Raw genomic sequence first — 25,617 nt, 5'->3', positions numbered from 1 at the left:
AATCTTTAGTTTGGATATTTAGTATTTACGAAAATGTAAATAGAAACTTCTAAAGTTTAGCGTTTTACACAATTTCCCTTTAAGGAAATTGTTCTTGCGAAGCTAAAAAAGCAGTGCTTTTTTTATACGCTTCTCAGGGCCGATAGCTCAGTTGGTAGAGCAGTTGACTTTTAATCAATTGGTCCCGCGTTCGAGTCGCGGTCGGCCCACCATATTTAGTAGCACCTTCATTAAGTGCATTACCCTACTCGGTATTGACTTAATGACTTTAGTTTTAAACCTAGTTTGGATATATAGCTCTTAGAATTTACGATAACGTAAATAGAACTTTTTAAAGTTTAGCGTTTTACACAATTTCCCTCTAAGGAAATTGTTCTTGCGAAGCTAAAAAAGCAGTGCTTTTTTCGTTAGACATCATAAAGATGTCATGTTTTAAGAAAATCCCCTTTAAGGTATTTTCTCTTGCGCGGCTAAAATTGTATACAATTTTTTTACGCCGCTCAGGGCCGATAGCTCAGTTGGTAGAGCAGTTGACTTTTAATCAATTGGTCCCGCGTTCGAGTCGCGGTCGGCCCACCACATTTAGTTTGATATTTGTTTATCGTACTACGTAAAAGCCCAGACATTACTTATAATGTCTGGGCTTTTTTTTGGCTATTTTAACTAGCTAAGGGGTTTTAACTCTTTTACGGGCAAATCTAAACTTTACTATAGCACTACTCAAAACATTTTTTAACGAGGTCTTGCGGGGCTCTTTTGGCGCGCGAGCTATCAGACGATCAAAATCCTTATCGCATATCTTTGCTCTTTTATCATGCGCTAATAAGATAAGCGCTGGTTGCAACGATTTAACTTTATCTAGTGAGCTGCGGTAAGCATCAGGCAAAGTAATCAGATAAGGCGATACAAATTTGTCTCTGATAATCAGTATAAGATCAGCGGTATAAACTTGTTTCGTCTGCGCATGCCACAATGATAAGTCGCGATCCGTATGGCCTGGCGTCTCCAAGACCATCCAATCTGCAAAGTTCGGTATCGGGTCGCCATCTTGAACTTCAATATCAACTTTTAAGTTGGGATTGTACCAAATATTGGCAATTGACTTCCCTTGTCTGTGAGCTACGTAATAGGTCAATCCCAAATCATTTAAGTGCGAGATTCTACCCGATATACCTTGATACCAAGATTTTTCAGATTTTGCACTAACGATTTGACAGCCTGTTTTTTGTTTTAGTAACTCAGCGCCGCCCGCATGATCTGGGTGCATATGCGTGACCATGACTGTCTTAAGGTGCCCGGCGGGACGCTCTAATTTATATGTAATGTATGTCAAAATATGCTCGACATCGCACAGACATCCTGAGTCAAGTAGTAATAACTTGTCAGGATACACCGCCATATAAGTGGTCTGAATATAGCCTTCAATAGCAACGATATCAATTAAACTCATAATAACTCTCAGCCTACTACTAAGCTTTATTTTATTTTTGGTAATTATTAAACAACCGTATAATTAACTTTATAAACCTCTATTTCAAGCTAATCTTATGATTAGCTTAGCGACTATATTTAGTGCTTTAGCATTTAGCATTATAACGTTTAGAGTTGGACAACTCGCGACATTCAGTGAACGCTTGTGACTATTATTTTACAGCGACTATTCAAAGTACTGCCTAGTTGCAAAAAATATAGCGCTAATAATGAACATTCGAACAAAAGCCTGAACTAGTATATAGTCTTGATAGGGTGTGCTGGAGAGTCATTGGATTTAGTTCTTAGAATAAAATCCTGTTATCCTTATAGGGTTTAATAAAGTAATCATCAGTGAGTGGTCTATGAATAGCGTTGCGGAGAATATAAAGTCGCCTACCCAACCTGTGTTAAATACCATCATTAAAGGGTTAGTATTAACACTCTTCACCACAGGACTGCTGGTGTTATCTATACCTGCAAAAGCGGGCGGTGGTGACTACTGCGGCTCTAATTTCTCATTGGACAATCGCATTTATAACGAGTGTCAAATCAATTTTCCCACTCTTGATACTGGCAATGATACCCAAACCAATCTCTATCTATTACTCGCTGATAAAGGCTTGATTAACTTCGACATTCCTAATGGTCTTGACTCAGAATACTACCGTTATTATGACTTTCCATTACATTTGAGCACTTTAAGGCATACAGCGGTCAATGAAGTCGAGAATCCCAAGCAAAGCTTTTTAGAGGACTCTGAAACTAGTCGCTACGCCGAATATTGCAATAGCTTCTATACGGGCGAGGAAGCGCTAGAAAACGCTCTAAAAATCGATCCTAAACTGACATCTAAAGAGCGTTTGCAACTGATAAGGTTTCGCAAGGCTGTTCGTAGTGAATGTGCCGACTCGTTCAACCGTGCTACACCATTAGATGAGGACGCCCCTACCTTTGTATTAAAATGGTCTGATAATGCTCAGCCATACGCCGACTATATCTTAGCCACTCAGCTTTTTTATTTAGGCGAAAAGTCAGACTTTGACAGTGCCGATAATCTCTATAGCGCTTTGACTAATATTAAAACCAATAATAATGCTGGGTTAGCTTGGCTGGTCGATACTGCCAACTATATGCTCATTCGTACGGGTATTAACCGTATTTATCAGCAGGGTATGGCAGACTACTACTATAAAAGCGAAAATGTTGATCCAAAGCTATTTGCGGGCACGCAACAGGCCATCAACTCTTACCTGAGCCGCTTCAAAAACGGGCATCATACTGCTTCCGCTCGGGGCTTACAACGCAGGCTCTATTGGCTAGCCGATGAGCAACAAAAGCTAGTGGATGAGATCGAATGGCAAATGAATCATGCAAACTCGCTACAATTTAATCTTGATAGTCGCGCCTTACCAGCAGAAATCGAACGACGGATATTTTTCCCAAGTTATAATGAGTCAATCGACATCAACACCTTCAACAGCCCCATTCTACTGACCAGTTTTGCCTTGTACCGCTTAAGACCTGCCAGCTCTTCTAACTCCCCTACTCCTTTGACATTAAGACAGCTTGAGCGTTTAAAACCTAAGTTTAAAGATCGCATGGATTTATATCAGTATCTACTGGCGACTTATTATTTTGTACAGCAAAACAACCCAAAGCTTGCCTTACAGTACTTACCAAGCGATGCGCCTACTGTAGCAAGAATTAAAATGTCGTATTCGAAATTTAGCCAATACGTGCTAAAAGCAAAAGCATTGCAGCAAATGGGTAATATTGATGAGGCAAATGCACTATGGGATCGGCTGCACAAGCTACCCAAACAGCCGTTTCAGAATATTGTAACCGAGCTGGCGTTAGCGCTTCGAGCGGATCAAACCAATGATTACAGCAAACTGTTTGGTAATAATGCCAACATGCAATCACAAGTTCTAAAAGTACGAATAATAAAGTATTCTGCTGATCCTGCGCTATTACAGCAAATTGCTAATAGTCATTCGCCAACCGATACTATTGGTGCAGAAGCCCGCTACGCGCTACTGAGCAAATCACTGACCCATGGGCGCTATAAAGACTACTTAACCTATAAGCCCTCCTATCTTCCGAAGAATGCTCAAGAATACTTGGGCTATGATAGTCAAGAGGAGACACTCAAATACTTGCCTGTTTTTAATGAATTTAATTGGCAGGGCAAAAAGATAAGTCCTAGTATCAACTGCCAAGACTTAACCAAAACCGTCACTCGCCTCAGCCAAAACCCAAAGGATAGACTACAAACTCTATGTCTGGCTGAGTTTATGTATGATACTAATGTCACAAGCTATCTCAACGATTATGACCAGTATTATCATACTGCTGATCAAGGCGATATGAGTTATCCTTACTTAGGAGACATACCCAGTCGTTTTAAGGGTAAAAATACAAGCCGATTAGATATGTATCAAGCTATATTTACCAATAATCCAGATGATGAATTATCTGCTTATGCCCTACACCGTGCCATTGGTTGCTTTGCAAGTGCTGGTAATAACCAATGTAGCGATGAGGACGTGGATATGTCAGTCCGTAAAGGGTGGTTTCAACGTTTAAAATCAGACTTTAGCAATACGACTTGGGCACAAAATCAAAAATACTACTGGTAATAACCCGTCTAAAATTAGAACGTGCTAAACATTGAGACGTGTTAAACATTGAGACGCGTTAAGCATTAAGATGTGTTAAGTATTAGGAAATATTGACTTGATAAATAAACAGCTCAAACTCAAAAGGTTCGTCTTAGGGTCTATTTTCTTAATCATTCTGCTCTTTGCGGTTTTTATTTATATTCAGTTTGAAAAATCTCTTGCGACTAGTCAGTCTGATAAGGTTCAACCAACCCATTCAGAGGCTAGTCATCCTAATAGTGTTCATTCTCCAGACACAGATGCTTCTGTTAGTGGTAGTGGTGGCGATAGTGTCATTATCAATCCCAAGGACTACGAGCAATTTTGGATTTGGACGCCGTCCAAAGATGACACTAAACTTAGCCAAGCTCATACCTTATATCTTTTACAAGGTGAAATTCGTTCGCCCAATATTCCGTACTATCGTCCCAACACGCGTGAGAACGCGGCTCATGCGGCACCGGCAACGCTTACCTCTCAAGGTTTAGGCGTGCGCGCTTTAACTGATAAAAAGATTTGGCTGGTCTATCGGGCAACCAGTCAAGAGTGGTCAGATAAGGTTATGCCGCAGCTTATTGAGCGCTTGGACAAATGGCAGCGTGCAGGTAATCAAGTCATGGGTATTCAAATAGACTATGACGCGCCAACCTATCAACTCGATAAATACGCCGAGTTACTCAAAGGTATTCGTCAGCAGTTGCCAGCGCAATATCAATTAAGTGTGACTGGATTGCTTGATTGGTCAAACCAAGCGGATGATCCTCAGTTTATGCAACTTAATGATGCTATTGATGAGCTGGTTATTCAAACCTATCAAGGGACAATGACTTTGCCCGATTACTCTCGATATCTAAAAAAGTTAGAAAACTTACCGTTTGATTTTAAGATTGGTGTTATTGAAGGCGGTCAATGGCAAGGCGCAGAATTTTTGGAAAATAACCCCCACTTTAAAGGTTATGTGGTGTTTTTGCGCTAGAGATTGATGTGGTTTGAGTAGTCTTTTATTGTGAAAAGAGCTAAACCATTTTATAAAAACCAAAAAACCCAGCACTTAGGCTGAGTTTTTTGCTAGTTATCAGTGAGTGATTAAGCTAAATCACGTACCTTTGGCTCACGCTCCCACAGACGAGTTTTGGCATTTTCGATAAAGCCATCAACATCATCAAGCGGGGTTACAAAAGCATCTTTTTCGATCGGCAATTTGCTCAATATGTGTTCTTCAGTTGCAGGGCAATAAGCGATGGCCTTGCAATGCGCATAAGCATCGGTGAACCAGTCTAATGCTGAGCTGTCCTCTGCAAGATTTTTAGCTGGTGGATGCATAATGATACTTACTACCGCATCAAAGAGCACTGATGGACCGCCAGCTAAGCGCTCGTCAGCTTGTACGCGAGTACCATCGTCTAACGTCACTTCTTTGTTCGGTGCGACGATTTTGACCATGCCGCCCTCAGCATTGACAGCGTCTTCAAATTTCTTGATTTCGCTATGACTTGAGCCTTCTGCGACTAAAATACCGACCAAGCGGCCTTTTAATGTCTTAGGCGATAGACCAATAGTCTGTACTGCTTTTGAGGTATCCATATCTATTACTGGCGCAGCAGGATCAGCGGCTTCAGGTAGCTCCATGCCCAGTGCTGTTGCTACGCGGTTTGCCAAATCTTCATCGATATTAAGCAGATGACTTAGCGTGCGAGTACGGACGTGAGCGGTGTCCACCTTACCAAGCTCAAACGCGTAAGCTGAAGCGATGTGAGCTTGTTCTGCAGGGGTCTGGCTACGATAAAACATACGCGGCTGGCTATAGTGATCAGCGAAGCTCTCAGCACGTACGCGACCTTTGACGCCATCATCCAACTTTTCAGCAAACGACTCAAAACCCTTTTCAACACTCTCACGTGGACGCGTTGTATCTAGGCTTTGCGGCTCGTAGAGTACGCGAGTTTTTGGCACCTGCATTTGCATATGGCCATCTTGCTGGTTGTTGGCAAATGGGCATTTTGGCGCGTTGATAGGGATTTGCACAAAGTTTGGTGAGCCCAAACGCTTAAGCTGAGTGTCCAAATAGCTAAACAAGCGACCTTGCAGTAATGGATCATTACTAAAATCAATACCTGGTGGCACATGAGATAAGCAGAAGGCAACTTGCTCAGTTTCAGCAAAGAAGTTATCTACATTACGGTTTAACACCATCTTACCCACTATTTTGACAGGTACCATCTCCTCTGGAATCAGCTTAGTTGAGTCTAGATGATCAAATGGGAACGCGTTAGCCTCTTCTTCTGTAAAGAGCTGAACGCCAAACTCCCACTCTGGATAATCGCTGTTATCAATCGCTTCATACAAGTCACGACGATGATAATCAGGATCTGCGCCAGAGATTTTGACAGCCTCATCCCATGTGGTTGATTGAACGCCGAGTACAGGCTTCCAGTGAAAACGTACAAAGGTGCTCTTGCCATCTTTATCTAGTAGACGATAACTATGAATACCAAAGCCTTCCATCATGCGCAGGCTGCGTGGCAATGCTCTATCACTCATCAGCCAAATCAGGTTGTGCATGGTTTCAGGGCTAAGCGAGACAAAGTCCCAAAACGTATCATGAGCAGAAGCAGCTTGTGGAAAGCCGCGATCAGGCTCAGGCTTAACCGCGTGTATCAAATCTGGGAACTTGATCGCATCTTGAATAAAGAAGATCGGCATATTGTTGCCGACGATATCCCAGTTGCCCTCTTCGGTATAGACTTTTACCGCAAATCCGCGTACATCACGTGGGGTATCTTTTGAGCCTTTATTGCCAGCAACAGTAGAAAAACGCGTGAACAACGGCGTCTGCTTGCCAGTCTCAGTCAAAATTTTAGCCGTCGTATATTCTTCTAATGATTCGGTCAATTCAAAATAACCATGAGCGGCACTACCGCGGGCATGAACCACACGCTCTGGGATACGCTCATGGTCAAAATGATTAATTTTTTCACGAAGGACAAAATCCTCTAGCAGTGTTGGCCCGCGTGCGCCTGCCTTTAGGGAGTTTTGGTTGTCAGCGATAACGACGCCTTGCTGCGTAGTTAAAGCTTTAGTGTCATCTCCTGCGCGTTGGTGCGTCTCGCCACCATTGCCGCGCGTAGGGTTCATATCAACTGCGGGGTCCGTATGATCTATATTGGTTTTCATTGGGCATCCTAGCTTTTTTGGTTGTCGATTATAGGTAAGCTCATAAAAGAGCGACCATTCATAGTACCCAAAAAACCTAGCCGATACATGGTTTACCTTGTTGATATTTAGTTAACTTTTGCATTACTCAAAGATAATTTTTGCCGCGTTTTGTATTAAATCTACATTAATAACTCGTGCTTGTAATGTAGCTATTCTATAGGGTATGCTTTTATGCAAGCCTATAAGATATAGGTCATCTTCTTAGCATGCTCTTCTTTTAATTATTACACCTAATCATCTATAAAAAGAGGCTCTCTATGTCACTCCTGTCAAAGTCATCTACTTGCTCACTTATCGCTGGCGCATCATTAAGTCTGTTTGCTCTAACTGTGAGTCAAAGTGCACTAGCTATCACTGCTACAGACATTACCTATACGGTAGACAATCAAAACTATGAAGGATATTACGCCAAAGCGGATCGACCAAGCGCCCCTTTTATCTTACTTATTCATGATTGGGATGGACTCACAGACTACGAGAAAAAACGTGCCGATATGCTAGCTGCTGAGGGCTATAATGTCCTAGCCGCTGATATGTTCGGTGCTGGTATTCGCCCCACCGAAATGGCGGACAAAAAACGTCTGACTTCTGAGCTGTATGATGATAGAACCAAAATGCGCCGTTTACTTGCCGGCGCACTAACAGTAGGTCAGCAGCAGGGCAATAATGTTCGAAATGGCACCACGATGGGATATTGTTTTGGCGGAAGTGTGGCGTTAGAGCTTGCCCGATCCGGTTTTGAGCAAAAAGCATTTGTGCCCTTTCACGGCGGGCTTGAGCTTCCGACAGGTCAAAATTACAACACCACTCGCGGTGAGATTTTAGTCTTTCATGGCACAGCTGACGAAGCCGTTCCTTTAGAGGACTTTACCGCCCTTGGCAAGACTTTGGAGGCCAGTCAAGTACCGCACGAGATGATTACCTATAGCGGCGCGGTGCATGCTTTTACCGATTTTAATAATCCTGATAGATACAACGCCCGTGCAGATGAGCGCTCATGGAATCGTTATCTAACGTTTTTAGAAGACAGTTATAAATAGATCCATCAGCTTATATAACTTTGTACAAATAGCATAAAGAGTATATAGATACTTTTGTTATTGACACACCCTAGTTCTAGACCTCTTAGCTCTAAACTAGAGCGTGTTGTCTTTAAAACTTAGGAAATACCAACAAGGAGGACGAGATGCTATTACAGAATGATATATTACGCGCGCGTGTCAGATTATTAGGGTCGTTTTTGGGAGAGGCGATAGCTCGTCAATCTGGAGAGGACACATTGAACACTATTGAGACGCTGCGTAAAGGCTTTATTCAACAGCGCCGTGAGCCAAACGCGCAAAGCAAGCAGCATCTTATCGACCTTATTGCCTCCTTGGACAATCCAACCCTCAAAAACGTTATTCGTGCTTTTTCTATCTACTTTTTTTTGGCCAATTTGACAGAAGAGAACCACTCGCGTGAGCAGCGCCGAGTCATGCGCGCTGAGTCCAATCAAAGCTGGGAGGGCTCGTTTCGCCGTACTTTGTTAGAATGCCGCGCGCGCAACATCACCCCTGAGCAAATAAAAGCCCTTATCGATCAGCTAAAATTTATCCCTGTCTTTACCGCTCACCCGACTGAGGCGCGCAGACGCACGACGATGAATATCTTGCAGTCTTTGTATGAGCATAGTGATGCACTAAATCACGTGTCTGAGGAGAGCTTAGCGTTTGAGCAAGCCAAACAAAAAACAGCTGAGATCATCGATCTACTGTGGTCATCAGACGAGGTGCGCACGCGCAAGCCTTTGGTTTATGACGAGATCAATAACGGTCTGCACTATTTTAATGCCAGTTTGTTCACCGCCATCCCCAAAGTGTACCGCAACATAAAGAACGCCCTTGTCGATATCTATCCTGAATTAAGCGACTATCCCCTACCCGCCTTTGTCAATTTTGGCTCTTGGATAGGTGGTGATAGAGACGGCAATCCGTTTGTCACGCACGAGACGACTGAGATGGCAGTCCTTATGCATGCCAATACGGTGCTGCGTCATTATCAGGTATTACTCAAGCAATTACGCCGTGAGCTTATTCATAGCGATACTGTCGTCACTATTGCACCAGACGTTTATGCTCGTATTCAAGACTATAGTGAGCTGGATAAAAAAGTGTTTGGCTATAATCTTAATGACTATAACAACGAGCCGTATCGTAGGCTGCTATCGATTATTCTTGCTAAAGTCAAAGCCACTAATGAGCATATTCAAAGCCTAGGCACAGATACGCAAGCTGCATTTGACGCTTATCTAACGCCACAAGATTTATTAGATGATTTACGCCTGATTCGCCAGAGTGTCAATAAGCATGATAAGGCACATGCCGACGGTGCTCTGCTCGATATGATACGCTTGGTCAAAACCTGCGGATTTCATCTAGCGGCGCTTGATATCCGTCAAGACTCAGGCTATCACGGCGAGGTTATCGCTGACATTTTCGCCAATGCCTCAAACCTACCTGATTATCACCACCTTAACGAATTAGAACGTCAAGAATGGCTAACGCGCTTGCTCAAAAACCCAGGGACACCGCTTATTTATAGTGATCATTTGAGCGAGCAAACCCGTGAACAGCTGGCTTTAATGCAGACAGTAGCTAATCTTCGTAAACTGGTCGGCGATGATACCTTTGGTAGTTATGTCATCTCAATGACCAACAACGCCAGTCAGATTTTAGAAGTGCTACTACTCATGCGTTTTGCAGGGTTATCTGGTATTGATGATAAGGGGCATTTATTTGCAGCACTACCTGTTGCGCCCTTGTTTGAGACGATCGATGATCTTAAAAATATCGATAAAATATTACCTACTGTCTTAGACAATCCACTGTATCGCCAGCTCCTTGAGCAAACCGATAATACTCAAGAGATTATGCTGGGCTATTCTGACTCTTCAAAAGATGGCGGCATAATAACCTCAGCTTGGCAGTTATACAGCGCCCAGCAGACCATCACGCGTATCGCTAATGAATACGGAATCCATACGCGTCTATTTCATGGTCGCGGCGGTTCAATTAGCCGTGGTGGTGGCTCAACTCATCAAGCTATTGCCGCTCAACCTACAGGCACTCTAGATGGTCAAATCAAATTCACTGAACAAGGTGAAGTACTATATGCCAAGTACGCTAATCCAGACACTGCCGTTTTCCAGCTGACTATGGGTATCACAGGCGCACTCAAAGCCAGTTCTTCTAAGTTTTTAGAACAGCCTCAGCACTTAGAGCGTTATGAGGATTTATTCGCGCGTCTGGCCGATGCTGGTGAAACCCAATATCGGGCACTCACTGATCACACCGAAGGATTCTACTCATTTTATTCGCAGGCGACCCCTGTACAAGAGATATCCCTGCTCAATATCGGCTCGCGTCCTGCGCATCGTAAAAAAGGCTTACCGAGCAAGTCAACGATTCGCGCCATACCTTGGGTATTTGGCTGGTCGCTGGCGCGTTTTACCCTACCTGCGTGGTACGGCGTTGGTAGCGCTTTGAATAGCGTTAAACAAGACGAGGAGCTGATGAAGGAGATGAACGCCAACTGGCCTTTCTTTACTGTCTTTATAAGTAACATAGAGATGGCATTTACCAAGTCTGAGATGGACATTGCGCGCGCCTACAGCTTACTCTGCGATGATGAGAGTCTGCGCGAGCATATTATGAATGATGTAGTCAAAGAGCATGAGCTAACTCACTCTGGTCTTAACTCACTGCTCAACCAGCAGTCTTTATTATCCAACCAACAAGAGCTATCGGCATCGCTAGAATGGCGTAATGCCTACTTAGATCCGATTAACTACATCCAAATTGAGCTGCTCAAACGCTTACGGCAAAAGGGTGATGCTGATGACGACAAGGATAAGCTCGCTGTAGAAGATCCCCTGATTCGTAGTATAAATGCTCTCGCAGCAGGGTTACGTAACACAGGATAGCAGTGGCATCTCTACCTTATGTCTGCACTCTTTTTTGAAACACCAATATTTGGTTGTTTGCAGGCATATCGTATTGCGTTGATAACTGTAAATCATGCTTCTTTGCTAGAGTGAGGACGTCCTCTTTGTCACGGATACCACTAGCGGCATCACGTTGTTTTAATGATAAATCAAAACGTTGATTACTCTCGCTTGTGTACCTGCCATCTTCATTAAACGGGCCATAGACGATGAGCTTGCCATTCATAGGTAATGCACTACCTACTAATTCAATCAAGGTCTGAACCAAAGACCAGCTGATAATATGAAACGTGTTGGCAGTAAACACAGCATCGTAAGAGTCTCTGACATTATCAGTCAGTGGAATGGAATCACAAGTTAAATCAAATGCCAATGGCGCTCTTAAATTGGTCGTAGGATAAGCATCATGCCAAGCTTTTATATAAGAGTGGTTGCTCACAACATCACTAGTCTGCCAAATCAAATGAGGCAAGTTTGGTGCAAAATATACACTATGCTGACCCGTTCCTGAGCCTATCTCTAACACCCGCGTATAACCTTGCAGCTCTACTTGCAAAACCTTTAAGATAACGTCTTTGTTATTTTCGCAAGCTTGAGAAAACGGTAATGGAGAAGTCATAGCTTTTTGGTCCAAATTACTTAGTTTGATCTTAGTGCTCTAAATTCTGTTTATATCTTCGTTAGCTATTTAACTAATAAATACCTGCTTCTACCCCAGCAGCTAAAGTCATAGCAAGTTCTTTTACTTGCTCAGTAAACTCCTCTTGCCACTCCCCTTTTAAAATGAGCGTATCTTGAATTTGATTCCAGCGCAGACCCGTGATGATCGTCTTCATAGCCAGTTTAGTCCCTGTACCATCATACCCTGCTCGGATATACAGTGCGAGAGGTAGGCCTTGCTTGTGCTCCAAAACCGGATAATAACAGCGATCAAAAAAATCTTTGGTCAATCCTGCCATGTAAGATAAATTCTCTGTCGTGCCTAATAGCAAAGCATCTGCTGCCATTATATCTTCAGGCTGCGTATCTTGCGGAGACTTGAGTACCACATTGATATCAATATCGGGATGGTTGGCGCCATCAAAAGCTGCTTGTGCTAGTTTTTTGGTATTCTTTGAGGGCGAATGAGCAACTATGAGTAATGTTTTGGTCGTCATATCAACCACCATCTGCATAGCTAAAGGTTACGTTTTGAACCACATCTGGGTGGAGGCTACGAGCCACAGGACAAGTTAATGCTGTGTTGTAGAACACTTTTTGTGTTTTATCATCTAGCTTCTGTAAAAAATGCATAGCGACGTGTATCTCACTAACTCGTCTTGGATCAGATTCCATGATCTTAGTCACATCGCTTGTAGTGCCCGTAATATCAATACCCAGATCAGCAGCTTTAATACCGATAATAGTTAGCATACAACTGGCTAAGCTAGTCGCTAACAAATCCGTTGGCGAAAACGCCTCGCCTTTACCCTGGTTATCCGTTGGCGCATCTGTGATAATTTCGTTGCTAGATTGCAGATGCACTGCGCTCGTACGAAGTGAGCCTTGGTAATTAACTTTTGACGTACTCATATTGTTCTTCCTCATTTATATAGATTCTTATTCATTTAAAATTTTTAGTTGTAAACTTTTTTAATTATTATCAGCTGATGGTTTATCCTATGACAATTGTGCATTACAATTGCTTATTTAGTATGTCATACAATTGACCGAATGCCTAAAGGACTTCAAATCATGAATATTCATGACTTATCTGAGTATCAGCTTTACAAGCTAAAATCTATAGATCCCGCACTTAGCTCTGATTGGTATGAATCCGTTGAAAAAATATTGCCCAAATTGCACAAGAAAAGTCAGTACAGTATCTATAAGAATATACTAAAGCCTCGCGGTATAACGATTAGTGCAGACAAAAAATTAGTCTATAAGCGTCCTGAAACTCTGTCTTTTACGATTGGTAGTATCAAAACTAATAATAAAGATCTGATTTCCATTGCCTCTCATATGCTCAAAGTCGTAAGCTCTGACATTAAAGCTTATAACGCGATAGCTTTGGCTGATAAAGTTGAAGCACTACTTGGCTACTTAGATAATTTAGAGGTTCATGATTCTCTACTAGATCAAAAAAGTCGTCATAGAATACGAATAGCATTTTTATACGAGTTAGCAAACTGGATTGACACTATAGAGTTAACCATACATTCAGGTCTACGTCAGCTAAATGATGATATCGTGAAGTCCTATTTTAAAGAAGTCTTTATCAAGCAGCAGATTCAAGGTAGAGACTTTAGAAGTTGGGATTCCTCTGATTTAGAATTTCAAGAACTTACACATTTTCCAGCGTTTATCAAAAAAGAAGGCTTAGATAGAAAGTTCTTTATCGTTGAAGGACAGCGTTACTGGTTTTTGATTGGTATTGCAGATCAGATCGATAAAAACCCGTACTCTTTTAGACGTTTTTTACATGAGGATAGTAGCGGCGGCGGTCACCATCAGTTTGTCTATCTTACTCATATTGTACTAGACAAAAAGCGTATGAAGGATTCTAAATATCTCACGCATTCTTCTTACTGTATGTCCAGATTATATACACTCGATAGAGGAGTGTCTGATACTATCTTAAAATTTGTGAATGAAATTAAACGCTTATACAGCTGCTATTTAAAACCTTTACTTAAAGAGCCGCTCGAACAAGATGGTAGTCAACCTGAAGTTATAATCAAAGAACGTCTTATCAAGTATGAAAAACAGTTATCTCTGCTAATACTACAAAAACTACCTAATGTCATCAAACTGACAGAAAACGATATTAATGATCGAAACTATCTGTTTTATCATTTAGATCAATTAGCAAAACAGATGAGTGATAATATTCAAGATTTTAGACTGCAACCTTTAGTGATGTATTCTGATAGTGGTGAGGTCATGGTTATAAAGCTTATCGCTATGCGCAAACTATTAGATAAATTACGTTTGGTACTAAATGCTGAGCAGCAAAGAGTAGAGGAACATGCCGATCATATTAAAGTACCCTTAACAACAGTTAAAGAAAAGTTAGAAGAGACTGAAATCTCTTTAAGCGAGCTACAGTCTTATAAAGATAATATAGCGAATTATAATGAAGTTAAAGAGAAAGGTAGTTTTTGGCAAAAATTGAAAGCAGGCAAGACGCCTAATTATTCACTAGAAGACATCATAGAGACAGAACAATCGGTAAATGAAGATCTATTTATCTTCATTGTCAGAATGGCAAAAAGTCAAAACAAAGGAATGGTATACCCTGAGTTCGAGTGTAATGAAATTATCAATGAAAAATATAGACATTACGCATTAGCAGATGGTGAATTAGGAATCAGTCGACTGCCTAGAGTATTGAGACTGAGCGAAAACAGAAGTCGTTTTAATGCTGATTCTATTAAAGAGGCAGTATATCAAGACATATTTGAGTCTAACCAAGAATGGAAATCCCAAGTTTAAGAATGTTATATAAGAGTTGATATGATTAGAGCTGTACGTAACAGCTCTTTTTAAACATAAAACAAAGAAAAGCCCAATCCTGAATAAACAGGATTGGGCTAGTCTAGGAATAGAGAGCTGACGATGACCTGAGAACCGTTAAAAAATTGCATGTCAATTTTAGGTTCGCAAGAGCCAATCCTTTAAATAGGATTGGCTGCGTAGGTCACATGGTAATGACTAAATGAAAGATAAAAAAAGAGCCATCCGATTAAGGATGACTCTTCTTAGAATAGAGAGCTGACGATGACCTACTCTCACATGGCCGGAGCCACACTACCATTGGCGCAACGATGTTTCACTTCTGAGTTCGGGAAGGGATCAGGTGGTGCCATCGTGCTATTGTCGTCAGCAAAGGGGGTTAGATATGAGTCTGTTGGTTTTACTTAATGACTTAAGTATCACTATCCTAACTGAATCAAGGATAAAGGTGATATCGATATAATGCTTACCATTCTATGAATAACCATTGTGCGTTTTATCTGTCAAGGGACCTTCAAGTCATTGAAGGTGCGTGACAGACGCATAATTGTCACTCAATAGATAATTACAAACCACTTGGGTGTTGTATGGTCAAGCCAAACGAGCAATTAGTACAGGTTAGCTACACACATCGCTGTGCTTCCACACCCTGCCTATCAACGTCCTAGTCTTGAACGGCTCTTTAGGGAAATCTTATCTTGAGGTGGGCTTCCCGCTTAGATGCTTTCAGCGGTTATCCCATCCGAACGTAGCTACCGGGCAATGCCATTGGCATGACAACCCGAACACCAGTGGTTCGTCCACTCTGGTCCTCTCGTACTAGGAGCAGCTCCTCTCAAATTTCCAACGCCCACGGTAGATAGGGACCGAACTGTCTCACGACGTTCTAAACCCAGCTCGCGTACCTCTTTAAATGGCGAACAGCCATACCCTTAGGACCTGCTTCAGCCCTAGGATGAGATGAGCCGACATCGAGGTGCCAAACACCGCCGTCGATATGAACTCTTGGGCGGTATCAGCCTGTTATCCCCAGAGTACCTTTTATCCGTTGAGCGATGGCCCTTCCATACAGAACCACCGGATCACTAAGACCTACTTTCGTACCTGCTCGACTTGTGGGTCTCGCAGTTAAGCGCGCTTTTGCCTTTATACTCTACGACCGATTTCCGACCGGTCTGAGCGCACCTTCGTACTCCTCCGTTACTCTTTAGGAGGAGACCGCCCCAGTCAAACTACCCACCATACATTGTCCTCGGTACTGTTATACCTGAGTTAGAACCCCAACATGACCAGGGTGGTATTTCAAGATTGGCTCCACCAAGACTAGCGTCTCGGCTTCAAAGCCTCCCACCTATCCTGCACAAGTCAGGTCAAAGTTCAATGTAAAGCTGTAGTAAAGGTTCACGGGGTCTTTCCGTCTAGCCGCGGGTACACAGCATCTTCACTGCGATTTCGATTTCACTGAGTCTCTGCTGGAGACAGCGCTGCCATCATTATGTCATTCGTGCAGGTCGGAACTTACCCGACAAGGAATTTCGCTACCTTAGGACCGTTATAGTTACGGCCGCCGTTTACTGGGGCTTCGATCAAGAGCTTCGCTTACGCTAACCCCATCAATTAACCTTCCAGCACCGGGCAGACATCACACCCTATACGTCCACTTTCGTGTTTGCAGAGTGCTGTGTTTTTAATAAACAGTTGCAGCAGCCTGGTATCTGCGACTGCCAACAGCTCAAGGAGCTTGTCCTATCACCATCAGCAGCGTACCTTCTCCCGAAGTTACGGTACCATTTTGCCTAGTTCCTTCAGCAGAGTTCTCTCAAGCGCCTTGGTATTCTCTACCTGATCACCTGTGTCGGTTTAGGGTACGATTCGTTTATAACTATTGCTTAGAAGCTTTTCCTGGAAGCATGGTATTTGCCACTTCGTCCTACAAGTAGGACTTGCTATCAGATCTCGACCATATTGCAGCCCGGATTTACCTAAGCCACAAGCCTACATCCTTTCACCTGGACAACCAACGCCAGGCTGACATAACCTTCTCCGTCCCTCCATCGCATTATAAACAAGTATCGGAATATTAACCGATTTCCCATCGACTACGCCTTTCGGCCTCGCCTTAGGGGTCGACTCACCCAGCCCCGATTAACGTTGGACTGGAACCCTTGATCTTCCGGCGTGGATGCTTTTCACACCCATTATCGTTACTCACGTCAGCATTCGCTCTTGTGATACCTCCAGCACACTTTACAATGCACCTTCACAGGCTTACACAACGCTCCCCTACCACTTGAAAACAAATTCAAATCCGCAGCTTCGGCTCCTAGTTTGAGCCCCGTTACATCTTCCGCGCGGGCCGACTCGACTAGTGAGCTATTACGCTTTCTTTAAAGGATGGCTGCTTCTAAGCCAACCTCCTAGCTGTCTATGCCTTCCCACCTCGTTTCCCACTTAACTAGGAATTTGGGGCCTTAGCTGGCGGTCTGGGTTGTTTCCCTCTCCACAATGGACGTTAGCACCCACTGTGTGTCTCCCGGATATCACTCATCGGTATTCGGAGTTTGCATCGGTTTGGTAAGTCGGTATGACCCCCTAGCCGAAACAGTGCTCTACCCCCAATGGTGTTCGTCCGAGGCGCTACCTAAATAGCTTTCGGGGAGAACCAGCTATCACCGAGTTTGATTAGCCTTTCACCCCTATCCACAAGTCATCCCCTGGCTTTTCAACGACAGTGGGTTCGGTCCTCCGGTGCCTGTTACGGCACTTTCAACCTGCTCATGGATAGATCACTCGGTTTCGGGTCTATACCCTGCAACTATGACGCCCTATTAAGACTCGGTTTCCCTACGGCTCCCCTAACGGTTAACCTTGCTACAGAATATAAGTCGCTGACCCATTATACAAAAGGTACGCGGTCACCCTAATAAATTAAGGCTCCCACTGCTTGTACGCACACGGTTTCAGGTTCTATTTCACTCCCCTCACAGGGGTTCTTTTCGCCTTTCCCTCACGGTACTGGTTCACTATCGGTCAGTCAGGAGTATTTAGCCTTGGAGGATGGTCCCCCCATCTTCAAACAGGATTTCTCGTGCCCCGCTCTACTTAATATGTCAATACTAGAATTTAAAATACAGGACTATCACCTACTACGGTCAGCTTTCCCACGCTGTTCTTCTATTCTAATATCAATCGGCTTCTCCCCGTTCGCTCGCCGCTACTTGGGGAATCTCATTTGATGTCTATTCCTAAGGGTACTGAGATGTTTCACTTCCCCTCGTTCGCTTCCTAATAAATTAGGATACCTAGCTTATGCTAGGTGGGTTTCCCCATTCAGAAATCTCCGGATCACAGGATATTGCCGCCTCCCCGAAGCTTATCGCAGGCTGTCACGTCTTTCATCGCCTCTGACTGCCAAGGCATCCACCATGTGCGCTTAATTACTTGACCATACAACCCCAAAGGGTCTATTTACTTGCTAAGTTTATCTCTATTAGTAGTAAAAGTAGCCTCGAAGTAATTCGAGGTATTTTACTACTGAACAGATCTGGTACTTAACAGGTTGGTTTCGCAATTATAACGATATCACCTATGTTTACGCTTGATTCAGTTCTCTTTACTTTTTTAATAACTCACCCCTGGGATAACAACTGATGTCGTTAAGAGGTGAGTTATTAAGGTTAAGAAGTGCGCGTGAACACGCTCTTCCTAACCCAGACTCATATCTATGTTTTTAAATAGTTCTTACTCTCTCGTCGAGTAGTAAGTTCTGTATAAAACAGAAAGAAATAATCAGTACTTATTTGTTATAAGTCGAATCATTCGTTTCTATTTATGCTTATGTATATATTCTATTCAATCGGGCTTGTTTATTAATGGTGGAGCCAAACGGAGTCGAACCGTTGACCTCCTGCGTGCAAGGCAGGCGCTCTACCAACTGAGCTATGGCCCCTGAGCGAGGATACAATCAAAGCACCGCTTTGATCCGAGCGCAAGAGTAAATCCCTTAAAGGGGATTTGCTGATAGCCCTAACCCTTCTTAAACCTTAAAGCCTTTTACTTCGCTAGGCTCGCAAGAGAAAATTGCTTAAAGGCAATTTTCTATAAGTCTTGCTTACGTCTGAGCGTTTCTAACTGTTTTAAGCACTGTACCTAAATAATGGTAGGCCTGGGCAGACTTGAACTGCCGACCCCCGCGTTATCAACACGGTGCTCTAACCAGCTGAGCTACAGGCCTGAGCGAGGAAATCGTCAAAGCACTGCTTTGACCCGAGCGCAAGGAAATTTCTTTAAATAGAAATTTCAATTAACTCAGCTTCCAAGTTAAGCATTAAAGACTATCGCTTTTTTAGCTTCGCAAGAGTAAATCCTTTAAATAGGATTTTCAAATAGCTTGGCTATATCGCAATGCCTATTCGCCTAAGGCTTATAAACAAACTAAACTAAAGAACAACTTGTTGTGAATTCTTACTAAGACGAATGCCGTCTATAAGGAGGTGATCCAGCCGCAGGTTCCCCTACGGCTACCTTGTTACGACTTCACCCCAGTCATCAACCACACCGTGGTGAGCGCCATCCTTGCGGTTAGGCTACCCACTTCTGGTGCAATCAACTCCCATGGTGTGACGGGCGGTGTGTACAAGGCCCGGGAACGTATTCACCGCGGCATTCTGATCCGCGATTACTAGCGATTCCTACTTCATGGAGTCGAGTTGCAGACTCCAATCCGGACTACGATAGGCTTTTTGAGATTCGCATCACATCGCTGTGTAGCTGCCCTCTGTACCTACCATTGTAGCACGTGTGTAGCCCTGGTCGTAAGGGCCATGATGACTTGACGTCGTCCCCGCCTTCCTCCAGTTTGTCACTGGCAGTATCCTTAGAGTTCCCGGCTTAACCCGCTGGTAACTAAGGACAAGGGTTGCGCTCGTTGCGGGACTTAACCCAACATCTCACGACACGAGCTGACGACAGCCATGCAGCACCTGTATTCTAATTCCCGAAGGCACTCCCGCATCTCTGCAGGATTCTAGATATGTCAAGACCAGGTAAGGTTCTTCGCGTTGCATCGAATTAAACCACATGCTCCACCGCTTGTGCGGGCCCCCGTCAATTCATTTGAGTTTTAACCTTGCGGCCGTACTCCCCAGGCGGTCTACTTATTGCGTTAGCTGCGTCACTAAGTCCTCAAGGAACCCAACGACTAGTAGACATCGTTTACGGCGTGGACTACCAGGGTATCTAATCCTGTTTGCTACCCACGCTTTCGAACCTCAGTGTCAATATGATGCCAGAAGGCTGCCTTCGCCATCGGTATTCCTCCAGATCTCTACGCATTTCACCGCTACACCTGGAATTCTACCTTCCTCTCACCTATTCTAGCCTAACAGTATCAGATGCAGTTCCCAGGTTAAGCCCGGGGATTTCACATCTGACTTATCAAGCCACCTACGCTCGCTTTACGCCCAGTAATTCCGATTAACGCTTGCACCCTCTGTATTACCGCGGCTGCTGGCACAGAGTTAGCCGGTGCTTATTCTGCAGCTAATGTCATCGTCAATGGGTATTAACCATTGAGTCTTCTTCACTGCTTAAAGTGCTTTACAACCAAAAGGCCTTCTTCACACACGCGGCATGGCTGGATCAGGGTTGCCCCCATTGTCCAATATTCCCCACTGCTGCCTCCCGTAGGAGTCCGGACCGTGTCTCAGTTCCGGTGTGGCTGATCATCCTCTCAGACCAGCTACAGATCGTCGCCATGGTAGGCCTTTACCCCACCATCTAGCTAATCCGACTTAGGCTCATCTAATAGCGAGAGCATCAAGATGCCCCCTTTCTCCCGTAGGTCGTATGCGGTATTAATACGAGTTTCCCCGTGCTATCCCCCACTACTAGGTAGATTCCTAAGTGTTACTCACCCGTCCGCCGCTCGTCATCTTCTAGCAAGCTAGAAATGTTACCGCTCGACTTGCATGTGTTAAGCCTGCCGCCAGCGTTCAATCTGAGCCATGATCAAACTCTTCAGTTTAATCTAACTATGAAGTCTTTCACTATAAAATAGTAAGACGACTTCTAATCTTTGGCTCATCTAATCTGGCAAAATCGCTTTAAATTATGTTCGTAATGAATTAACTTTGAGTTTTTCTGCTGATTAAATGATAATTTTTATAGTTAATAATCTTCCCGAAAAGAGAAGATAGTCAACTTTATTTTTAGCATTCTTGTCTCAGCAAAAATCCACACAAGTTGTTCTTTAGTTTCGCTTTTAAATAGTGTTCCACTGCTGTCGTCCAGTCAGTGATTTAATCTAATATCTTGTTTGCTAAATTCGCTTCAAACCCTTAGGGTCTTTGCTATCTAGCGAGCCGACTATCTTATCATAGTAGATTAGTTTGTCAACTCTTTTTATAATTTGTTTCGCTAAGTTAAGGTTCTGATTTCGCTAATATTATCAGCTAGTCTCTTCCCCTATCTCTTATCGAGGTGCGTATTATAGACGCTTTAATTAGTAAGTCAAGAAGTATTTTTATTTAGTTTGAAATTTCATTTTTAATTACTAAAGTAGTTAGTTTGAAATTTCTCGCTATTGGCTGGTTGGTTAGAATGATAAGTCATTCTTCAATCCGCCTTCCCTTTCGACTGGGTGGCATTATACGCATGTTTAAAGTTGGGTCAAGGGGTTTGTGAAAAGAATTTAATATTCATGTTTTACCTTATCACTTTTTACTCCATTAAAAGCTAATGCAAGCTTACTATCTTCTGATGGTAAGCTTGCTTATTCTACTTATTAATTTAAAGGTTATTTAGTCAAAGGTATAACTGACGCCGACATTACCACCATTTTGACTGCCACTGCCTCCAAAGGCGCTGCTAATGGAGAACTGTCCATCTGATGTAGTATAGCCTATACCTACTGCGTAACCAGACTCTCCTTCCCATGTGCCGCCACCAAGACCAACACTTACTTTGCCTGGGACATTAGGATAGCGTAGAGCGCCAAAGGCGAGAGCACCAGCAACGGCTGAATGAGTTTCTCCTTCGAGATCATCTATTCTTCTATCTGTATAACCAAAGGCTTCAGCACGATTTTGATTGAGCTGAGAGACGTTAACTGCATCGTTCGGATTGATACCTGCTGCAACGTTGGTGATACGGCGCTGGTTATTTGCGTTACCTACTGAGACGGTATTATCCGCACTAGTCTGTGAGTTAGCACCAAGTGCTACCGAATTGCTATTAGTCACACTACTATTAGAGCCGATAGCCACTGCATTATTTGCCTGCACGTTGACCGACTCACCAATAGCAACAGAGTTTGAGGCGTCCGTTGTATCAGTAAAGGTTGGGGTGCCATTATTGTTAGCTGTTGCTCCTGTAGCACCGACGGTAGCGTTGCTACCTAAGACTACTGAATTACTGGTCGTATCACCAATGATATTGTCATTACCGACGGCATAATTAGCACTGCCACCTACGATATTGGGATCGCCAAACGCTCCTGATCGGTCGCCTGAGACAATGTTGCCTTTGCCGACGCTAGTAGATTGATCACCCGTGACTATGCTATCTGTTCCTACGGCGATACTGTTAGTACCTGCAGATTTGGTATTAACACCAATAGCAATCGCACCATCAGCTGTCGCACCGTTACCATTATAATTACCTGCATCTTCGCTATCACTAGAACCGTTGACACTAAAGAAACGAGCTTGGCTGTCTTCGATTTGCTCTACTAGTTCAGCTCTAGCTTCTTCACTGATGCCAGATTCGCCTTTATCACCCTTATCGCCCTTAACACCTTGGGCACCCATCGCACCGTCTTGACCATCAATGCCATCAGTCCCATCAGCACCGTCTTGACCTGCTACGCCTTGCAAACCTTGCTCGCCTTGAGCACCAGTTTCGCCTTGAATGCCTTGTTCACCCTGAATACCCTGAGCACCCATTGCGCCGTCTTGACCATCAACGCCATTAGTACCATTTAAGCCATCAGCGCCGTCGATACCGTCTTGACCTGCTACGCCTTGCTCACCTTGTAGACCCTGCTCTCCTTGCTCTCCTTGCAGACCGCGTTCACCTTGAATACCTTGCTCACCCTGAATGCCTTGCAAGCCTCGTTCACCCTGATCACCCTGATCACCCTGATCACCCTGATCACCCTGATCACCCTTGGCACCTTGAGCACCCGTTGCACCGTCAGCACCATCTTGACCTGCTATACCCTGCAAACCTCTCTCGCCCTGCTCACCCTGAATGCCTTGTTCGCCTTGAGCACCAGTCTCCCCCTGAATACCTTGAGCACCAGTTTCGCCTTGTATGCCTTGTTCACCCTGAATACCTTGAGCACCAGTCTCACCTTGGATACCACGCTCACCTTGAAGACCTTGAGCGCCCATAGCGCCCATTACACCATCCTGACCGTCCGCACCGTCTTGACCTGCTATGCCTTGCAAACCTCTCTCGCCTTGTTCACCTTGAATACCCTGTTCGCCTTGAGCACCAGTTTCACCTTGGATACCTTGCTCTCCTTGCAGGCCGCGTTCGCCCTGATCACCCGTTGCACCGTCAGCACCGTCTTGACCTGCTACGCCCTGCAAACCTCTCTCACCTTGTTCACCTTGTTCACCCTGAATGCCCTGTTCACCTTGAACACCCATTGCACCATTAGCGCCATCTTGACCTGCTACACCTTGGATACCTTGGATTCCTTGTTCGCCTTGTTCACCCTGAATGCCTTGTTCACCCTGTGGGCCTGGTGTAAGTTCAATGTTATTAATTTGTCCTTGCAAGTCAGTCAGTCTTCCATCAACGGCTGTGAATGCTGAACCTACGTCGTTATAATTAGTATTATTAATACGATAGGTCGGTGCTTGGAAAGTGCCGTTCATGTTGAACGCGGCATTACCACCAAAGGCAGAGGCTAGGTTCTGTGCTTGAGAGAAGCTGTTCGTCTCTACTCTTTGTAGCTGCGCCACATTGACCGCATCGGTATCTGCTGTCCCTGCGGCGACGCCTGTGATTTGACGAGTTTGCCAATTAGCGCTATCAGCGTCGCTAGTGTCACCGACACTGACTGCGGCTAAAGTCGATTGCCATGTGGCATCGGTTCTAGTGTCCGCACCAAGACCCTGTACACCTGCATCGACTGTGGTGACGCTTTGACTACCTAGAGCAATACTATTATCAATATCGGCCGTCGATCCTGTACCCACAGATAAGCTGTCACGACCACTGGCCACTGATGAGTTACCAATAGCTGTCGCTCGGATACCACTCGCGGTTGCACCTATGCCTAAGTCTTCATAGTCTGCTGCTGCGAACTCAAATATGGGATCATTATTAGTGTCTAATTTGAAGCGTCGACCTTCGTCATCAACTTCTATATCTGTTGTAGCTGCTGCAAACTCTGCTTGAACTATCGCGCCATCGATAGCTACTAGGCCATCTTCTCTACCACTACCAACTGCTGTCGCACCCGTAGCTGAGGCAACACTGCTACTGCCCATTACGCTACTAAATATACCTGAGGCTTCGTTAAAACTACCTATTGCTGAGCTAAAATCTCCAGCTTCATTTTCAAAACCAACCGCCGAGCTATTAGTACCTGAGGCTATGTTAGAACGACCCATCGCTGAGCTAAAGTCACCTGAGGCTGTGTTAAAACCACCCAACGCTGAGCTGGCAAAACCTAATGCTCTGTTAGAACTACCCAACGCTGAGCTGGAACCTCCTGAGGCTTCGTTAGAACGACCCAACGCTGAGCTGGAACCTCCTGAGGCGTCGTTGCGATAACCCAACGCTGAGCTAAAGCCACCTGAAGCTTCGTTGCTATAACCTACGGCGGAGCTGAAACCTCCTGAGGCTGTGTTACTACTACCTATCGCTGAGCTATCAAGAGCTGAAGCGGTGTTGTTAAGACCTATCGCTAAGCTATTAACACCTGAAGAAGTACTCCTATTACCTACTGATGAGCTATTAACACCTGTAGCAGTATTCCTATTACCTACTGCTACAGAATTAATACTTGGAGAATTATTATCATTGCCTACTGCTACAACTTCAATACCTACAGAAGTGTTATTATTATTACCTACTACTACAGCACCAATACCTCTAGAAGTATTATTTAAGCCGCAAGCGACGTTCCTTATTCCACTAGCAGTACTACCTCCTCCATCACCATTTACGTCGACACACACAAATGCCTGAGCACTTATCGTTGTCAGACCTAGTGTCAGACCCAATGCACCGCTTATCGCCATCGCTATCGCACGGTGTCGTAGTGTTGCACCTGTCGTACTAGCTGGTACGGTACCCGTTGTAGATTTGCTAGATTTGCCACCCGATTTGGTGATTTCACTCACTGCCACATAGCAGCCTGTTGAACGATTGAAGATAACGCGGTAGACGTGGTTTAGCATAATTGAGTCCTGATATCCTTATTCGATTAAATAACTAATTTGCAAATATTTTTTTGATAATATTTACATATTTATTCACAACGCTACGAAAGCAAATAAGGCAGACATTGTTTATAGAAATCTTTTAGTTACATGAGATTACTTAAAGTAATAATTCGGTTATAGTATAGATAAATTATGTACCGTTTGTAATAGTATAAATGTACTAGTCAGACCAAAGAGTAGATAAATCAATACTGACAAAACAAATGCTTAGACAAATCACTATTATCTATTTGTTAGATTTCGATACTTTAATAGAGGCTATTGTCTGTAAAACGGTATCTCAATAGCCTAAAAAACAAATCAATTCTGAATATACCGGTAT

General features: G+C 43.8%; 11 protein-coding genes, 4 tRNA genes and 3 rRNA genes. 7 read left to right on the top strand and 11 right to left on the bottom strand.

Annotated features, from left to right (window positions below; translation table 11 throughout):
* Positions 1 to 136: 136 nt before the first annotated feature.
* Both ACR64J_RS03295 and ACR64J_RS03290 read left to right on the top strand, forming a co-directional pair.
* Positions 137 to 212 (top strand) — tRNA-Lys (locus tag ACR64J_RS03295).
* Positions 213 to 503: 291 nt separating this feature from the next.
* Positions 504 to 579, top strand: a tRNA-Lys gene (locus ACR64J_RS03290).
* Between the two features lie 88 nt (positions 580 to 667).
* Here ACR64J_RS03290 and ACR64J_RS03285 read toward each other — a convergent pair.
* A complete protein-coding gene (locus ACR64J_RS03285; protein WP_435950408.1) occupies positions 668 to 1,450 on the bottom strand; it encodes an MBL fold metallo-hydrolase in 783 nt (260 codons plus the stop codon).
* 385 nt (positions 1,451 to 1,835) lie between these two features.
* Between ACR64J_RS03285 and ACR64J_RS03280 the strand changes: the two genes are divergently transcribed.
* Positions 1,836 to 4,112 (top strand): hypothetical protein, encoded by a 2,277-nt coding sequence (locus ACR64J_RS03280; RefSeq protein WP_435950407.1) that lies wholly within the window; start codon positions 1,836 to 1,838, stop codon positions 4,110 to 4,112.
* A 97-nt stretch (positions 4,113 to 4,209) separates the two neighbouring features.
* Positions 4,210 to 5,109 (top strand): DUF3142 domain-containing protein, encoded by a 900-nt coding sequence (locus ACR64J_RS03275; RefSeq protein ID WP_435950406.1) that lies wholly within the window; start codon positions 4,210 to 4,212, stop codon positions 5,107 to 5,109.
* Between the two features lie 110 nt (positions 5,110 to 5,219).
* Here the strand turns inward: ACR64J_RS03275 and ACR64J_RS03270 are convergent, their stop codons facing one another.
* Positions 5,220 to 7,307: a catalase gene (locus ACR64J_RS03270; RefSeq protein ID WP_435950405.1), complete on the bottom strand. Its 2,088-nt coding sequence runs from the start codon at positions 7,305 to 7,307 to the stop codon at positions 5,220 to 5,222.
* 299 nt (positions 7,308 to 7,606) lie between these two features.
* Between ACR64J_RS03270 and ACR64J_RS03265 the strand changes: the two genes are divergently transcribed.
* Both ACR64J_RS03265 and ppc read left to right on the top strand, forming a co-directional pair.
* Complete coding sequence (locus ACR64J_RS03265; RefSeq protein ID WP_435950404.1) at positions 7,607 to 8,389, top strand: dienelactone hydrolase family protein; 783 nt, start codon at positions 7,607 to 7,609, stop codon at positions 8,387 to 8,389.
* Positions 8,390 to 8,535: 146 nt separating this feature from the next.
* Positions 8,536 to 11,313, top strand: coding sequence for a phosphoenolpyruvate carboxylase (ppc, locus tag ACR64J_RS03260; protein WP_435950403.1), 2,778 nt, complete (start codon positions 8,536 to 8,538; stop codon positions 11,311 to 11,313).
* A gap of 16 nt (positions 11,314 to 11,329) precedes the next feature.
* On the opposite strand, the gene ACR64J_RS03255 is transcribed toward ppc, so the two are convergent.
* The 3 genes from ACR64J_RS03255 to ACR64J_RS03245 form a co-directional block, all read right to left on the bottom strand.
* On the bottom strand, positions 11,330 to 11,953 hold the full coding sequence (locus tag ACR64J_RS03255; RefSeq protein WP_435950402.1) for a DUF938 domain-containing protein: 624 nt from the start codon (positions 11,951 to 11,953) through the stop codon (positions 11,330 to 11,332).
* A 73-nt stretch (positions 11,954 to 12,026) separates the two neighbouring features.
* Positions 12,027 to 12,491: a flavodoxin family protein gene (locus tag ACR64J_RS03250; RefSeq protein WP_435950401.1), complete on the bottom strand. Its 465-nt coding sequence runs from the start codon at positions 12,489 to 12,491 to the stop codon at positions 12,027 to 12,029.
* Between the two features lies 1 nt (position 12,492).
* Complete coding sequence (locus ACR64J_RS03245; protein ID WP_435950400.1) at positions 12,493 to 12,906, bottom strand: OsmC family protein; 414 nt, start codon at positions 12,904 to 12,906, stop codon at positions 12,493 to 12,495.
* A gap of 162 nt (positions 12,907 to 13,068) precedes the next feature.
* Here ACR64J_RS03245 and ACR64J_RS03240 point away from each other — a divergent pair, with 162 nt between their 5' ends.
* A complete protein-coding gene (locus ACR64J_RS03240; RefSeq protein ID WP_435950399.1) occupies positions 13,069 to 14,811 on the top strand; it encodes a hypothetical protein in 1,743 nt (580 codons plus the stop codon).
* A gap of 277 nt (positions 14,812 to 15,088) precedes the next feature.
* Here the strand turns inward: ACR64J_RS03240 and rrf are convergent.
* The 6 genes from rrf to ACR64J_RS03210 form a co-directional block, all read right to left on the bottom strand.
* Positions 15,089 to 15,203: ribosomal RNA gene (gene rrf, locus ACR64J_RS03235) — 5S ribosomal RNA — on the bottom strand.
* Between the two features lie 216 nt (positions 15,204 to 15,419).
* Positions 15,420 to 18,279 (bottom strand): 23S ribosomal RNA (locus tag ACR64J_RS03230).
* A gap of 426 nt (positions 18,280 to 18,705) precedes the next feature.
* Positions 18,706 to 18,781, bottom strand: a tRNA-Ala gene (locus ACR64J_RS03225).
* 208 nt (positions 18,782 to 18,989) lie between these two features.
* Positions 18,990 to 19,066 (bottom strand) — tRNA-Ile (locus tag ACR64J_RS03220).
* Between the two features lie 252 nt (positions 19,067 to 19,318).
* Positions 19,319 to 20,857 (bottom strand): 16S ribosomal RNA (locus ACR64J_RS03215).
* Together the 16S, 23S and 5S rRNA genes with 2 tRNA genes alongside form the textbook arrangement of a ribosomal RNA operon.
* A gap of 775 nt (positions 20,858 to 21,632) precedes the next feature.
* Positions 21,633 to 25,250 (bottom strand): ESPR-type extended signal peptide-containing protein, encoded by a 3,618-nt coding sequence (locus ACR64J_RS03210; protein WP_435950398.1) that lies wholly within the window; start codon positions 25,248 to 25,250, stop codon positions 21,633 to 21,635.
* Between the last annotated feature and the right edge of the window lie 367 nt (positions 25,251 to 25,617).

This window comes from Psychrobacter sp. DM8 (assembly GCF_051307025.1).
GTDB lineage: Bacteria > Pseudomonadota > Gammaproteobacteria > Pseudomonadales > Moraxellaceae > Psychrobacter.
This window is presented reverse-complemented; position numbering and strand designations above follow the sequence as displayed.

What these genes read in the sequence shown, in the direction of transcription:
- ACR64J_RS03265 (WP_435950404.1), top strand. Translation starts at nt 7,607, where the DNA reads ATGTCACTCCTGTCAAAGTCATCTACTTGCTCACTTATCGCTGGCGCA.
- ppc (WP_435950403.1), top strand. Translation starts at nt 8,536, where the DNA reads ATGCTATTACAGAATGATATATTACGCGCGCGTGTCAGATTATTAGGG.
- ACR64J_RS03270 (WP_435950405.1), bottom strand. Translation starts at nt 7,307, where the DNA reads ATGAAAACCAATATAGATCATACGGACCCCGCAGTTGATATGAACCCT.
- ACR64J_RS03240 (WP_435950399.1), top strand. Translation starts at nt 13,069, where the DNA reads ATGAATATTCATGACTTATCTGAGTATCAGCTTTACAAGCTAAAATCT.
- ACR64J_RS03255 (WP_435950402.1), bottom strand. Translation starts at nt 11,953, where the DNA reads ATGACTTCTCCATTACCGTTTTCTCAAGCTTGCGAAAATAACAAAGAC.
- ACR64J_RS03285 (WP_435950408.1), bottom strand. Translation starts at nt 1,450, where the DNA reads ATGAGTTTAATTGATATCGTTGCTATTGAAGGCTATATTCAGACCACT.
- ACR64J_RS03210 (WP_435950398.1), bottom strand. Translation starts at nt 25,250, where the DNA reads ATGCTAAACCACGTCTACCGCGTTATCTTCAATCGTTCAACAGGCTGC.
- ACR64J_RS03280 (WP_435950407.1), top strand. Translation starts at nt 1,836, where the DNA reads ATGAATAGCGTTGCGGAGAATATAAAGTCGCCTACCCAACCTGTGTTA.
- ACR64J_RS03250 (WP_435950401.1), bottom strand. Translation starts at nt 12,491, where the DNA reads ATGACGACCAAAACATTACTCATAGTTGCTCATTCGCCCTCAAAGAAT.
- ACR64J_RS03245 (WP_435950400.1), bottom strand. Translation starts at nt 12,906, where the DNA reads ATGAGTACGTCAAAAGTTAATTACCAAGGCTCACTTCGTACGAGCGCA.